Origin of the sequence: Pseudomonas sp. W4I3, from assembly GCF_030816195.1 — a bacterium.
In the GTDB taxonomy this organism is placed as follows: domain Bacteria; phylum Pseudomonadota; class Gammaproteobacteria; order Pseudomonadales; family Pseudomonadaceae; genus Aquipseudomonas.
Genome location: NZ_JAUSXS010000001.1, coordinates 5029056 through 5043804 on the forward strand (window position 1 = coordinate 5029056; position 14749 = coordinate 5043804).

Consider the following 14749-nt stretch of genomic DNA (forward strand, 5'->3'; position numbering starts at 1 on the left):
GAATAATAACCGACTGCAACAGGCGGACATTCTCACTAAAGGATTAAACCGTTGCGCTTCGCAGGGCACATCATAGCTGGCTTTGCTCTATAAAAGGGGCGAAAAGCCGCCCCAGCTTATGGCTATAGCATCGCTCCGGTTACGTGCTTATGACAAAACGATCATTGAATCCATGTGACCTATTGGTTAGAACTCAACACAGGTTGGCGCCGTAACGGCGTCGACACATCGGCTCGCCACGCCGGCAGCGAGCCCACCAACGGCAGAAAAACTCTGCCCGGCCTCACACGAGGCCGAAGGATATCTAGACAGTCAACAAGTGAGGGAAACACCCTATGAGAAGACTTAAGCGTGATCCGTTGGAAAGAGCATTTTTACGCGGATATCAATATGGCGTTCATGGAAAATCCCGTGAGCTTTGCCCATTTACTCTACCGTCGGTACGCCAAGCCTGGATCAATGGCTGGCGAGAAGGACGCGGCGACAACTGGGACGGTATGACTGGCACTGCGGGTATCCACAGACTCAACGAACTTCACGCCGTCGGCTAATCAGGGCATTTAATTCCGACACATCAACTTGAATAGCTAAAGACTTAACCACGCACGTCCTATCCGGACGGCGGGCTTCGGCCCAGGGGCTCCTTTATGGAGCCCTTTTTATTGACCAGTAGTTTCAGCTGAGCATCAGCGCAGCGCAGCGATTGCGTCCACCGATTCGCGAATAAGCGCGGGGCCTTTGTAGATGAAGCCGGAGTACAACTGCACCAGGCTCGCGCCCGCCGCGATTTTTTCAGCGGCGTGCTTGCCTTCGGTGATCCCGCCTACGGCGATGATCGGCAGGCGCCCCGCCAGTTCGGCCGCCAGCACCTTGACGATATGGGTGCTCTTGTCGCGCACCGGTGCGCCGGACAGACCGCCCGCTTCATCACCGTGAGCCAGGCCTTCGACGCCCACACGGCTGAGGGTGGTGTTGGTCGCGATGACCGCATCCATGCCCGAGTCCATCAGGGCCTGGGCCACCAGCACGGTTTCTTCATCGCTCATATCGGGTGCGATCTTGATTGCCAGCGGCACTCGTTTGCCGTGGCGCACCGCCAGGTCTTCCTGGCGCTGGCGCAACGCTTCGAGCAATTGCTTGAGCGAGTCACCGAACTGCAGGCTGCGCAAGCCCGGGGTGTTGGGCGAGCTGACGTTGACGGTGACATAGCTGGCGTGGGCATAGACCTTATCCAGGCAGATCAGGTAATCGTCCACCGCACGCTCCACCGGCGTGTCGAAATTCTTGCCGATGTTGATACCCAGGATGCCCTTGTACTTCGCCGCTTCAACCCGCGAGAGCAGATGGTCCACCCCCAGGTTGTTGAAGCCCATGCGGTTGATGATCGCCTCGGCGTCCGGCAGGCGGAAGATCCGGGGCTTGGGGTTGCCCGGTTGCGGCCGAGGGGTCACGGTGCCGATTTCGACGAAACCGAAACCCAACTGTGCAAACCCGTCGATGGCCGCACCGTTCTTGTCCAGCCCGGCAGCCAACCCGACCGGGTTGGGGAAGTTCAGCCCCATCACCGAGACCGGCATTTTCGCCGGCGCTTTGCACACCAGGCCATTGAGCCCCAGGCGGCCACCGGCACCGATCAGGTCCAGGGACAGATCGTGGGAGGTTTCCGGAGAGAGTTTGAACAACAGCTGGCGGGCCAGGGTATACATGGGCGGGCTAGACTCGGATGGCGGCGAAAGGTGGCGCGATTATAGCCGGGGAGTCGGGCTGCATGCGAGGCGCGCCGCCCAATCGTCAATTACGATGTGCCATTAATGCCTCATAACGCGCCCAGACTTTTTCGGCGTAGCGCATGCGCAATGCCTCACGCTGCGCGCCGTCGCCCGGCCCTGCATTGTAGGAGCCCACCGCCGTCCAGTTGTAGCCGAAACGCTGGACAAACTCGGCAAGAATCGAGGCGCCGACTTCCACCGACAAGCACGGCTCGTTCAACAGCCGTTCTTCCGTAATGCCCAGCTTGAGCAGGCGGGGCAAGTGACTGCTGTTGATTTGCATCAAACCGATATCACGCGTGCCATTGCCGTTGGCATGGTTGATCGCCTCCGCACGGTACCCCGACTCTACCGCGGCGATGGCCTGCAGTAACTCGGGTTCGAAGTCGTAGCGACGCGCCACTTCATCCCAACAGTAGGCCAGGGCGTGGTTGCTGTTCATCAGCGCGCTCAGTATCAGGGCCTTGTCCCACCCCTTAAACATTGCTGATCTGCCCGCACGCCGAACACACGTGCCTGACTTGCTTTGACGCCGGGTCTTCGACCCGCACGGGGCAGGTAAATCGATAGCCCTTGCCATACACGGTCTTGATAAAGCCTTTGTCGGCTCTCAAGTGTTTGCGCAACGCGTAGATACATCGCGTCAATGATTCATCGGCCACCTCGCCCCTGGGCCAGGCGAGCGCCAACAGGCGGTCCTTGGTCATCAACGAACCACCGGAAGCCAGCAACAGTCGAAGCACCCGCCCTTCTTTAGGCGGCAGTTGAATATCGGTTTCCCGCCCCGTCAGCCGACCATCGCCATGCAAGGTCCAGTGAGCGAAGACGAAGGAGTTTGTCGATTCTTCAATCACCACGGCCATCGCGCACCTGCATATTCGACTGCTGACATCCAAATCCCTTCTTCCAGTGACGGCCCACTGGCCCGATGCCGTGACTATAAAAACCTGTGTTGCCTTTAACGCTAGGAAAAGCCCTATTCAGTCAGCGCTTTTCAGCCTTCTCCTGTAAGACAATTCAGGACTCAACTGGAATGAGATACCCACTCCTGATACACCTCATGCAGCTCAACCCCTAGCCGGTCCTCCAGCTGCACCAACTCACCCACCGCCATCAATTGCCCATTGACCCGCACTTCCACGCAATGGATGACGTCAGGCGCCAAAGGCAACACTTTCCCCGGCGCAAATGCAGCCAAACGCTTGGGGCTGATCAGTTGCTCCTGCAACAGTATTTCCAGGTACATGGACAAACGCCTTTAGTCAGGGGGAACGCTCGCGACCCGGCGTTACGAACGCACGTTGCACACGTTCGTATTGCGCAGCCGTCAACGGCGGCGGCCCAGCCGGGGGCTTCGATTCGTCATGAGCCACTTCCACCCGCCATGACGAGATTTCATTCGGTTGCTTGGGTACATCCAATTGCTCCACCAGTTGTTCGATCAGGCTGACCTGGGCAGGCTTACCTTTGATCAAGAGGCTGTTGGTATCCGGATAGGCGATCAGCGTGAGGTTCTTGTCCGCCAGAACGCCTTTGTGCTCACTGGCCAGCAGGCTTTGAACGATGGATACCATCCCCGGCACGTTGACCTTGGCTACGCCGGCGCCATATTGCCGATCCTCGACATGGGTATTGAACACCTGCACCACGCCAAAGGCCTGCGCGCCCACACGCAGCTCACTGCGTTGCCGGTCCGTCAACTGCGCCAGCCGCAGTACCTGGTTGACATAGCTGGGTGGCCCGGACACATAGAACGTGCGCGCCCCGTTGTCGCGCAGCGGATAGCGGGACTCATCCAGCCCCGTGCGACGCATGATGCCGCGCAGCCGGTTGACCGAAATGTAGCGCAGGGCCACTGCAGAGGTTCTCGCCTCGGCCGCGTTGTAGAGGTGCACTGCTTGCCCGTCGCTGTGCCAGATCAGGTCTTCCTGCCGGGCCAGCGCTTCGAGCACTTGCTGGGGCGCCTCGAAGTCGAATGTGCCGCTGATTCGCTTGTGCGCCGCCTCCCGACTGACAACCACAGGCATCCCCAACGGCACCGAGAGCGCAGTGAAAAACCTTTCCAGGCTTTCATCTCTGGCCTGATACGGCTCGCCCCAGGCAACGCGGCCGACCAGCAACAGCACGACCCATAACAGCAGGCTACCGACGCCAGTGGCGGTGGGTCGTAATGAGAAAATCAGCAGGCACCTTGGGTTTCCTGGGGGAGTAGGACGCAAAAGAGCGGCCATACTGAAAGGCGGGCGAGGTTCAATCATGATGAAAAGCTGACGGCCGCCCCGTGGCATGTGCCTTGCTACGCACTCTTTATCAGGGCGCGCGCCAGCGACGGAGCGGGCCTACGGACAAAGGCGTCGTTTCCCTGCAATGGCTGGTATCGCCATCCGAGGGCACGGCGTTTTTTTTTGAGCGAAAAGGTAGGTGTTGATGAACGATTCGGTCGGCAACAGCCCGGTGAACGCCGCGCTGGCCTGGGTAAACGGCAGTGACGCCCCGGAAAAGAGCAGCCTCGACCTGGGATTCATGGCCTTGACTGACTGCGCCTCACTGGTGGTAGCGGCTACCCAGGGATTCGCGCAACCCTATGGCCTTACGCTGAACCTCAAGCGCCAATCGTCCTGGGCCAACTTGCGCGACAAACTGGTCAGCGGCGAGCTGGACGCCGCCCACAGTCTCTACGGGCTGATTTATGCGGTGCATTTGGGCATCGGTGGCGTTGCTGCGAGCCCGATGGCGGTGCTGATGGGGCTGAACCAGAACGGGCAGAGCATCAACCTGTCCCGTGGGCTGCAACAGCAAGGCGTGACCACTCCTGAAGCATTGGACCGTCACGTGCACCAAAGCCGCACAAAACTCACCTTCGCCCAGACCTTTCCTACGGGTACCCACGCCATGTGGCTGTATTACTGGCTGGCGAGCCAGGGCATCCACCCGCTGCGGGACGTGGACAGTGTGGTGGTGCCCCCGCCGCAAATGGTTGCGCACCTGCAAGCGGGTCGTATCGACGGGCTGTGTGTCGGCGAACCCTGGTGCGCCAGCGCAGTGAAGCAGAACCAAGGGTTCACCCTGGCGACCAGCCAGTCGATCTGGCCGAATCATCCGGAAAAAGTGTTGGGCTGCACCCAGGCCTTCGTCGACCAATACCCCAACACCGCCCGTGTATTGGTGATGGCGATTCTCGAAGCCAGTCGTTTTATCGAGGCCAGCGCGCAAAACCGTCGTTCCACCGCCCAATTGCTCAGCGCCGGTGAGTACCTTGACGCACCGCTGGACTGCATCGAACCGCGCCTGCTGGGCAGCTACGAAGATGGCCTGGGCAATCAATGGCAAGACCCGCACGCGCTACGTTTTTTCGCCAATGGCGCGGTCAACCTGCCCTACCTCTGTGACGGCATGTGGTTCATGACCCAATTTCGCCGCTGGGGCCTGCTGCGCGAAGACCCGGACTACCTTGACGTTGCCCGCCAGGTGCAACAACTGGACTTATATCGTCAAGCCGCCACGGCCATCGGCGTCCCGACCAACGCTCAGGACATGCGCAGCAGCCAGTTGATCGACGGCAAGATCTGGGACGGCTCAGACCCCGCCGGCTATGCGCGCAGCTTCCGCCTGCACGCCATGGCGGACGACATCAGCCGCCAAGCGCTGCGCTGACAGGAGCACGAGCATGCTGCGAATCCTGCTGATCAACGACACCCCGCGCAAAGTCGGCCGGCTCAAGGCCGCGCTGACCGAGGCCGGCTTTGAAGTGATCGATGAGTCCGGCCTGACCATCGACTTGCCCGCGCGCGTCGAAACGGTGCGCCCCGACGTGATCCTGATCGATACCGAGTCACCCGGCCGCGATGTGATGGAGCAGGTGGTGCTGGTCAGCCGCGACCAGCCCCGCCCTATCGTGATGTTTACCGATGAACACGACCCGAATGTCATGCGCCAGGCGATCAAGTCCGGGGTCAGTGCCTACATCGTCGAAGGCATCCAGGCCCAGCGCTTGCAGCCAATCCTTGATGTGGCCATGGCTCGCTTCGAAAGCGACCAGGCCCTGCGCGCCCAGCTCCACGCACGCGATCAGCAGTTGGCGGAGCGCAAGCGCATCGAGCTGGCCAAAGGTCTGCTGATGAAAATGAAGGACTGCAATGAGGAAGAGGCCTACACCCTGATGCGCCGCCAGGCCATGAGTCGCCAGCAGAAACTGATTCAGGTAGCCGAACAGATTATTGCCATGAGCGAATTGCTCGGCTGATCTGGCGCGGCTCTTGCTAAACAACCTTCACAGGTAGCCAACGGCGGTTGCCCCACCCACGACAAAGACGTCGCACACCCGGTTTGCCCTCGCGAACCCGGTGGCGGCGTTTTTTCGTTTTAGACCCCCAACCGTTGAGGTGCGTGATGAAATCAAGCTTCTGGAAATCCGGGCACACCCCGACCCTGTTTGCCGCGTTCCTGTATTTTGACCTGAGCTTCATGGTCTGGTACCTGCTGGGCCCACTGGCGGTACAGATTGCCGCCGACCTGCACCTGACCACTCAACAGCGCGGCCTGGTGGTGGCGACGCCAATCCTGGCGGGCGCGGTGTTGCGCTTTCTGATGGGCATGCTGGCCGACAAGCTGTCGCCCAAGACTGCCGGGCTGATCGGCCAGGTGATCGTGATCGTCGCGTTGTTCTGCGCCTGGAAACTGGGGATTCACAGCTACGAGCAAGCCCTGCTGCTGGGCATGTTCCTCGGCATGGCCGGTGCGTCTTTTGCCGTTGCGCTGCCGTTGGCTTCGCAGTGGTACCCGGCCGAGCACCAGGGCAAAGCCATGGGCATCGCCGGCGCCGGCAACTCCGGCACCGTGTTTGCCGCCTTGCTGGCGCCGGTACTGGCGGCGGCCTTTGGCTGGAGCAATGTGTTCGGCTTCGCCTTGATTCCGCTGATCCTCACCCTGTTCGTGTTCGCCTGGCTCGCCCGCAATGCCCCGCAACGCCCGAAAGCCAAGTCGATGGCCGACTACTTCAAGGCCCTGGGCGATCGCGACAGCTGGTGGTTCATGTTCTTCTACAGCGTGACCTTCGGCGGCTTCATCGGCCTGGCCAGCGCCCTGCCCGGCTACTTCAACGACCAGTACGGCCTGAGCCCGGTGACCGCCGGCTATTACACCGCGGCCTGCGTCTTCGGCGGCAGCCTGATGCGCCCGTTGGGCGGCGCCCTGGCGGACCGCTTCGGTGGGATCAAGACCCTGCTCGGCATGTACAGCGTGGCGGTGATCTGCATTGCAGCGGTGGGTTTCAACTTGCCCAGTTCCTACGCTGCGCTGGCGCTTTTCGTGTGCACCATGCTCGGCCTCGGCGCCGGCAACGGCGCGGTATTCCAGTTAGTGCCGCAGCGTTTTCGCAGTGAGATCGGCGTCATGACCGGCCTGATCGGCATGGCCGGCGGGATCGGCGGCTTTGCCCTGGCCGCCGGCATGGGCGCGATCAAACAGAGTACCGGCAGTTACCAGTTGGCCCTGTGGTTGTTCGCCAGTCTCGGCGTGTTGGCCTGGTTTGGCCTGCACGGCGTCAAGCGGCGCTGGAGAACCACTTGGGGTTCGGCTGCCGTGACCGCCGCGCGCGTCTGATGAGCCTGCAACTGAGCGTCGCTCAGGCCAGTGCGATCGGCCCACGGGCAGAAAATCAGGATGCCTTGCGGGTGGTCACGCCCGTGGCGGAACTGGCCGCGAGCAAAGGCTACCTGTGCGCCCTGGCCGACGGTGTCAGCCAATGCGCCGATGGCGGCCTGGCCGCGCGCTCGACCTTGCAGGCCCTGGCCCTGGACTACTACGCCACGCCGCAGACCTGGGGCGTGGCCCAAGCGCTGGAACGCTTGTTGGTCGCACAGAATCGCTGGTTGCAAGCCAATGGCGGCGGCCAGCCTTTGCTGACCACCCTCAGTGCCCTGGTGTTTCGCGGCCAGCGTTTCACCCTGGCCCATGTCGGTGACTGCCGGGCCTATCGCTGGCTGGACGGCGAGTTGCAGCGCATCAGCGAGGACCATGTGTGGGAGCAGCCGGGCATGCAGCATGTGCTCAAGCGCGCCCTCGGCTTGGACCAACACTTGGTGCTGGATTTTCTCGACGGTGAACTGCGCGCAGGCGAGTGTTTCCTGCTGCTCAGTGACGGGGTCTGGGCCACGCTGGGCGACCACAGCATCAGCGCGATCCTGCGCGAGCAAAGCGACTTGGACATGGCGGTCAATACGCTGGTCGCTGCCGCCCACCTGGCAGGCAGCCAGGACAATGCCAGCGCCTTGCTGGTACGTATCGATGCCCTCGGCGCCGCCACGCTCGGTGATGCACTGGCGCAGTTGCAGCAGTGGCCGCTGCCACCATTGCTCAAAGCAGGACAACGTTTCGAAGGTTGGCACGTGCAAAGCCTGTTGGCGCAGAGCCGGCAGTCATTGCTGTATCGGGTACAGGATGATCAACAGCGGCCCTGGTTGTTGAAAACCTTGCCGTTGAATCGTGACGAAGATGCTGACGCCGCCCAGGCCTTGCTCTCGGAAGAATGGTTTCTGCGCCGGGTCGCCGGTCGCGCGTTTCCCGAAGTGCATGCCGCCAGTGGGCGCCAGCATCTGTATTACGTGATGCGTGAATACCCGGGGCAGACCCTTGCCGAACTGTTCAAGCGCCAGGGCCCATTGCCCCTGGCGCAATGGCAGTCCATCGCCGAACGATTGCTGCGTGCGGTCGGCCTGCTGCACCGGCGACAGATCCTGCACCGTGACATCAAGCCGGAAAACCTGTTGCTGGGGGACGACGGCGAACTGCGCGTGCTGGATTTCGGCCTGGCCTACTGCCCAGGGCTCTCCGAAGACCGCGCCAGTGTGCTGCCCGGCACGCCGAGTTTTATCGCGCCAGAGTCGTTCAACGGCGAACGTCCTACGCCGCAACAGGATTTGTACAGCGTCGGCGTCACGCTTTATTACCTACTGACCGGCCATTATCCCTACGGCGAAATCGAAGCCTTCCAACGCCCGCGTTTCACTCATGCGGTCAGCGCCAGCCGCTACCGCCCCGATTTGCCGGACTGGCTGCCCGCAAGCCTCGAACGGGCCGTGGCTGCGCAACCGGAACAACGTTATGAAACCGCAGAGGAATGGTTGCTGGTGCTCGAACAGGCCGACCGCCGCGAGCTGAGCGTGCGGCCGCGACCCTTGCTGGAGCGTGAACCGCTCAAGGTGTGGCAAACCCTGGCGGTGGTTTCACTGCTGATCAATCTGGTGCTGCTGTTCTGGCTATTGCACCACTAACGGGCAGAATTTTCCGGCATCACCATTGAATCCCGAATAAAACAGCGGATATCAACACTTGGCACAGCTGCTGCATTAGCTATCCCAACAACCCACATACAGCCGCGCCTTCAACGTCGAAGGATCGAGCTTCCCGAGAGAACGGGACCAGGACAAAGGCGTCCTCGCTAGGTAACTAGCGGGGACGCCTTTTTTTGTTTGCGCGTGATTGGTCGGAGAGCGACATGAAAAAACTCAAACTGGTGATGATCGGCAACGGCATGGCCGGGGTTCGCACCCTTGAAGAATTGCTCAAGCTCAGCAGCGAGCTCTATGACATCACGGTGTTCGGCGCCGAGCCCCACACCAACTACAACCGCATCCTGCTGTCGCCGGTACTGGCCGGCGAGCAGACCTTTGAAGAGATCGTGCTCAACGACCTGGACTGGTACCTGGATAACAACGTCAAGCTGCTGCTCAACCGCAAGGTGGTGCAGATCGACCGGGTCAAGCGCCGCGTCATCGCCGAGGACGGTACCGAAGCCGAGTACGACCGCCTGCTGATCGCCACCGGTTCCACGCCGTTTATCCTGCCCATTCCCGGCAACACCTTGCAGGGCGTGATCGGCTATCGCGACATCGCCGACACCCAGGCCATGATCGACACCGCCAAGACCCACACCCACGCCGTGGTCATCGGTGGCGGCCTGCTCGGGCTGGAGGCCGCCAACGGCTTGATGCTGCGCGGCATGCACGTGACCGTGGTGCATATCGGTGAATGGCTGCTGGAACGACAACTGGACAAGACCAGCGGCCAACTGCTGCAAACCGAACTGGAAAGCCGTGGCCTGGTGTTCCGTCTGTGCGAACAGACCCAGGCCCTGCACGATGCCGGCAATGGTCGGGTCGGCTCGGTGCAGTTCAAAAATGGCGACATCATCCCTGCCGACCTGGTGGTGATGGCCGCCGGTATTCGCCCCAACACCGAACTGGCGGAAAAGTCCGGCATCCCCTGCAACCGTGGGATTCTTGTCAACGATACGATGCAAACCTACGACCCGCGCATCTACGCCATCGGTGAATGCGCCAGCCACCGTGGGATCGCCTACGGCCTGGTGGCACCGCTGTTCGAACAGGCCAAGGTCTGCGCCAACCACCTCGCCCAGTTGGGTTTCGCCACCTATAAAGGCTCCGTGACCTCCACCAAGCTGAAAGTCACCGGCATCGACCTGTTCTCCGCCGGCGATTTCATGGGCGGCGAAGGCACAGAGACCATCACCCTCTCCGACCCCATCGGCGGCGTGTACAAGAAACTGGTGATCAAGGACGACATCCTGGTCGGCGCCTGCCTGTACGGCGATACCGCCGATGGCGGTTGGTATTTCCGTCAAATCCGTGAGAACCACGCGATTGGCGAGATCCGTGACCATTTGATGTTTGGCGAAAATGCGCTGGGCGACGTCGGCCATCAAGGCCAGGACAAAGCCATGAGCATGGCCGACAACGCCGAGGTCTGCGGCTGCAATGGCGTGTGCAAGGGCACCATCGTCAAGGCGATCCAGGAACAGGGGTTGTTCAGCGTCGATGAGGTGAAAAAGCACACCAAGGCCGCCAGCTCGTGCGGCTCCTGCGCGGGGTTGGTGGAGCAGATCCTGATCAACACCGTGGGCGGTGCCGCCGACGTCAAACCCAAGAGCGAGAAAGCTATCTGCGGTTGCAGCGACCTCAACCACGGGCAAATCCGTCAGGCCATTCGCGACCAGCACCTGCTGACCATCGCCGGCACCATGAGCTACCTGAACTGGCGCACGCCCAACGGTTGCGCCACCTGCCGCCCGGCGCTGAACTACTACCTGATTTCCACCTGGCCTGGCGAAGCCAAGGACGACCCGCAATCGCGCCTGATCAACGAGCGTGCCCACGCCAACATTCAGAAAGACGGTACCTACTCAGTAGTCCCACGGATGTGGGGCGGCGTGACCAATCCGTCGGAGCTGCGCCGTATCGCCGACGTGGCCGACAAGTACAACGTACCGATGGTCAAGGTAACCGGCGGCCAGCGCATCGACTTGCTCGGCATCAAGAAGCAGGATTTGCCTGGGGTTTGGAAAGACCTCGATATGCCGTCCGGGCATGCCTACGGCAAATCCATCCGTACCGTGAAGACCTGCGTGGGCAGCGAGTTCTGCCGCTTCGGTACGCAGAACTCCACGCAACTGGGCATCGAACTGGAGCACGACCTGTTCAATATGTGGTCGCCGCACAAGGTGAAGCTGGCGGTGTCCGGTTGCCCACGCAATTGCTCGGAAGCGGGCATCAAGGACGTGGGAATTATCGGCGTGGACTCAGGCTGGGAGATGTATATCGGCGGCAACGGCGGGATCAAGACCGAAGTCGCGGAGTTCTTCGTCAAGCTCAAGACCGCCGAAGAGGTTCGCGAATACAACGGCGCCTTCCTGCAGCTGTACCGCGAAGAAGCCTTCTACCTGGAGCGCACCGTGCATTACCTGCAGCGCGTGGGCATGGACCATATCAAGAAAGCCGTGCTGGAAGACCCGGCCAGGCGCGCGTCCCTCAACGAACGCCTGCAGTTTTCGCTGTCGTTCGAGCAAGACCCTTGGAAAGAACGCTTGGAACAGCCGCTGCTGAAAAAAGAATTCGACGTCATCCCGGTCAAGCAACTGGAGGTGCCAGCATGAACTGGCTGGATATCTGCGCCCTCGAAGAGATCAACACATTGGGCTCGCGCATCATCAACGGACCCAAGGGCGACATTGCGATTTTTCGTACCAGCGACGATGAAGTCTTCGCACTCGATGACCGCTGTCCGCACAAAGGCGGGCCGCTGTCCCAAGGCTTGATCTATGGCAAGCGCGTGGCGTGCCCGCTGCACAATTGGCAGATCGATCTGGCATCCGGCGAAGCCCAGGCGCCGGATATCGGTTGCGCCCATCATCACCTCGCCCGCGTGGAAAACGGCCGAGTGATGCTGGCTCTGCGGGACGCAGGGTGATGAACCGCCAGGTCACGGCGTCCACCTGCTGTTATTGCGGGGTGGGCTGCGGCGTGCTGATTGAGCATGACGGCACCCGGATTCTCGGCGTGCAAGGCGATCCGGACCACCCGGCCAACTTCGGCAAGCTGTGCAGCAAGGGCGCCAGCCTGCACCTGACCGGTGACCTCGACGCCCGCGCCCTCTACCCGCAATTGCGTTTGGGCAAAGGCATGGCCCGCAGTCGCACGGACTGGGATACGGCGCTGGAACATGCCGCCAATGTGTTCGCCGCCACCATCGCCGAACACGGTCCCGACAGCGTGGCGTTCTACATTTCCGGGCAACTGCTGACCGAGGACTACTACAGCTTCAACAAACTGGCACGGGCGCTGGTGGGCACCAACAATATCGACAGCAACTCACGGCTGTGCATGTCATCGGCCGTGGTGGGCTATAAACGTAGCCTGGGCGCCGATGCGCCGCCGTGCAGCTATGAAGATCTGGAAACCAGCGACTGCGTGATGATCGTCGGCAGCAACATGGCCTACGCGCACCCGGTACTGTTCCGACGCCTGGAGGAAGCCAAGGCGCGACGGCCACACATGAAAGTGGTGGTGATCGACCCTCGGCGCACAGACACCTGCGATGTGGCCGACCTGCACCTGGCGATCTTGCCGGGGACGGACGTCGCGCTGTTCCATGGGATTTTGCATCTGCTGCTGTGGGAAGACTGGATCGACCGCGATTTTATCCAGGCGCACACCGACGGCCTGGCCGAATTGAAGCGCCTGGTGCATGACTACACACCTCAGATGGTCACGCAGCTGTGCGGCATCAGCGTCGAGCAATTGCGCCTGTGCGCGCAATGGGTGGGCACCTCCAGCAGTTTTCTGTCGCTGTGGTGCATGGGGCTTAATCAATCCACCGCCGGCAGCGCAAAAAACAGCGCACTGATCAACCTGCACCTGGCCACCGGAACCATTGGCCGGCCAGGCTGCGGGCCGTTTTCCCTGACCGGCCAACCCAATGCCATGGGCGGGCGCGAGACCGGCAGCTTGTCGAATTTGCTGCCTGGGCATCGCGACGCCGCCAACCCCGAACACCGCGCAGAAGTCGCCGCTTATTGGGGCGTCGATCAACTGCCCGCCACCACCGGCCTCACGGCGATCGAACTGTTCGAACATGTGCAGGCGGGCAAGATCAAAGCGCTGTGGATCGCCTGCACCAACCCTGCCCAATCATTGCCGGACCAGAATGCCGTGCGTGCCGCCTTGGCGACATGCCCTTTTGTGGTGCTGCAGGAAGCTTTTCGAACCACCGAGACCGCCGCCTACGCCGACCTGCTGTTGCCCGCCGCCAGTTGGGGTGAAAAGGAAGGCACCGTGACCAACTCCGAACGGCGTATTTCCCACGTGCGGCGCGCCATCAGCGCACCGGGAGAAGCGCGGCCGGACTGGGCGATTACGGTGGATTTCGCTCAACGCCTGGAGCGTCGCCTGCGACCAGGGCTGGGCAGCCTGTTTGCGTTTGAGCACCCTGCGCAGATTTTTGACGAATTCAAGCTGCTGACGCGCGACCGCGATTTGGATATGTCAGGCATCAGCCACGCCCTGCTCGACCGACTCGGCCCGCAGCAGTGGCCGTTCCCCATGGGCGCGCAAGCCGGGACGCCGCGGCTCTACGTCGACGGTATTTTCCCCACCGAAAATGGCCGCGCGCAGTTTGTCGCCGACCCCTATCGCGCCGCCAAGGAACAGCGTGACGCACGCTTTCCGCTAACCCTGATCACCGGCCGCCTGCGCGACCAATGGCACGGCATGAGCCGCACCGGCACGGCGGCGCAGTTGTTCGGACATGTCAGCGAGGCGCTGTTGAGCCTGCATCCTGACGAGTTGCGCCGTCACCGCTTCAAGGAAGGCGATCTGGTCAGCCTGAAAAGTCGTCGAGGCCATGTGGTGGTGGCGGTCACCAGCGATGACAGCGTGCGTCCTGGCCAAGCGTTTCTGCCGATGCATTGGGGCGACCGTTTTCTCAAAGGCGGCGTCAACGTACTCACCCAGCCCGCGTTCGATCCGTTGTCCAAACAGCCGGAACTCAAACACAGCGGTGTACGCCTGGAAGCGGTGCAACTGCCGTGGCAGCTGTTCGCGCTGATCGAGGGCGACGTGCAGCGGCATTTCGAAGCCCTGCGTCCGCTCTGTGAGGGGTTTGCCTATGTCAGCCTGAGCCTGTGCGGCCGTGAGCGACCCGCGCTGCTGGTACGCGCAGCCCATACCGAAGCACCCGACCTGACGTTATTGAACCGCATCGACGAGTTGCTGGGGCTCAATGATGGCCCGGTGATGGCTTATGACGACCCGCGCCGCTCCATCGGTAAACGCGTGAAAATCGAGAAAGGCCGCATCACCGCGTTACGCCTGGCCGGCGAAACCCTTGCCCGTCATTGGCTGCAAAGCCTCTGGCTGGAAGGCCGTGCCGACGATCAACTGCGCCGCTGGCTGTTGGCGCCTTTGAGCGCGCCACCCGGAGGCGCGGCAGCCGGCACCAAGGTGCTGTGCAATTGCAAAAACGTCAGCGAAAGCGCGGTGTGCGCCGGGATTGCCCGCGGCCTGGACCTGAATGGACTCAAACAGGAATTGGAATGCGGTACGCAATGCGGTTCCTGCGTGCCAGAAATCAAACGTCTTTTGGCCGCCAGCACGCAGCCAATCGCAATCAGTGTGTGAGGCAAAAAC

12 protein-coding genes and 1 pseudogene are annotated in these 14749 nt (G+C 61.5%); 8 read left to right on the forward strand and 5 right to left on the reverse strand.

Features of this window, described 5'->3' with window-relative positions; genetic code table 11:
• The first annotated feature begins 335 nt into the window (after positions 1–335).
• Entirely contained in the window at positions 336–551 is a 216-nt protein-coding gene (rmf, locus tag QF045_RS22740) for a ribosome modulation factor (protein ID WP_002553055.1), read from the forward strand.
• 135 nt (positions 552–686) lie between these two features.
• Here the strand turns inward: rmf and QF045_RS22745 are convergent, their stop codons facing one another.
• The 5 genes and pseudogenes from QF045_RS22745 to QF045_RS22765 all read right to left on the reverse strand — a co-directional run.
• Entirely contained in the window at positions 687–1706 is a 1020-nt protein-coding gene (locus tag QF045_RS22745; protein WP_306494131.1) for a quinone-dependent dihydroorotate dehydrogenase, read from the reverse strand.
• Between the two features lie 85 nt (positions 1707–1791).
• Entirely contained in the window at positions 1792–2253 is a 462-nt protein-coding gene (locus QF045_RS22750; protein WP_306494132.1) for a transglycosylase SLT domain-containing protein, read from the reverse strand.
• Complete coding sequence (locus QF045_RS22755; RefSeq protein ID WP_306494133.1) at positions 2246–2632, reverse strand: winged helix-turn-helix domain-containing protein; 387 nt, start codon at positions 2630–2632, stop codon at positions 2246–2248. The genes QF045_RS22750 and QF045_RS22755 overlap by 8 nt, the downstream gene beginning before the upstream one ends.
• Positions 2633–2793: 161 nt before the next feature.
• Positions 2794–3015, reverse strand: coding sequence for a FliM/FliN family flagellar motor switch protein (locus tag QF045_RS22760; protein WP_306494134.1), 222 nt, complete (start codon positions 3013–3015; stop codon positions 2794–2796).
• A 106-nt stretch (positions 3016–3121) separates the two neighbouring features.
• Positions 3122–3949: pseudogene (locus QF045_RS22765) on the reverse strand (secretin N-terminal domain-containing protein); the annotation flags it as partial.
• A gap of 247 nt (positions 3950–4196) precedes the next feature.
• Here QF045_RS22765 and QF045_RS22770 point away from each other — a divergent pair.
• The 7 genes from QF045_RS22770 (at position 4197) to QF045_RS22800 (ending at position 14740) form a co-directional block, all read left to right on the forward strand.
• Positions 4197–5423, forward strand: coding sequence for a CmpA/NrtA family ABC transporter substrate-binding protein (locus QF045_RS22770; RefSeq protein WP_306494136.1), 1227 nt, complete (start codon positions 4197–4199; stop codon positions 5421–5423).
• 13 nt (positions 5424–5436) lie between these two features.
• Positions 5437–6012 (forward strand): ANTAR domain-containing response regulator, encoded by a 576-nt coding sequence (locus QF045_RS22775; protein ID WP_057721200.1) that lies wholly within the window; start codon positions 5437–5439, stop codon positions 6010–6012.
• A 146-nt stretch (positions 6013–6158) separates the two neighbouring features.
• Complete coding sequence (locus tag QF045_RS22780; RefSeq protein WP_306494137.1) at positions 6159–7370, forward strand: NarK/NasA family nitrate transporter; 1212 nt, start codon at positions 6159–6161, stop codon at positions 7368–7370.
• Positions 7370–9040, forward strand: a complete 1671-nt coding sequence (locus tag QF045_RS22785) for a bifunctional protein-serine/threonine kinase/phosphatase (protein WP_306494944.1) — start codon at positions 7370–7372, stop codon at positions 9038–9040. The genes QF045_RS22780 and QF045_RS22785 overlap by 1 nt, the downstream gene beginning before the upstream one ends.
• Before the next feature lie 224 nt (positions 9041–9264).
• Entirely contained in the window at positions 9265–11718 is a 2454-nt protein-coding gene (gene nirB / locus QF045_RS22790) for a nitrite reductase large subunit NirB (RefSeq protein ID WP_306494138.1), read from the forward strand.
• Positions 11715–12032, forward strand: a complete 318-nt coding sequence (gene nirD, locus QF045_RS22795) for a nitrite reductase small subunit NirD (protein WP_065887851.1) — start codon at positions 11715–11717, stop codon at positions 12030–12032. The genes nirB and nirD overlap by 4 nt, the downstream gene beginning before the upstream one ends.
• The gene (locus QF045_RS22800) at positions 12032–14740 is read left to right on the forward strand and encodes a nitrate reductase (protein WP_306494139.1); all 2709 of its coding nucleotides are present in this window, start codon (positions 12032–12034) and stop codon (positions 14738–14740) included. The genes nirD and QF045_RS22800 overlap by 1 nt, the downstream gene beginning before the upstream one ends.
• The last annotated feature ends 9 nt before the right edge of the window (positions 14741–14749 follow it).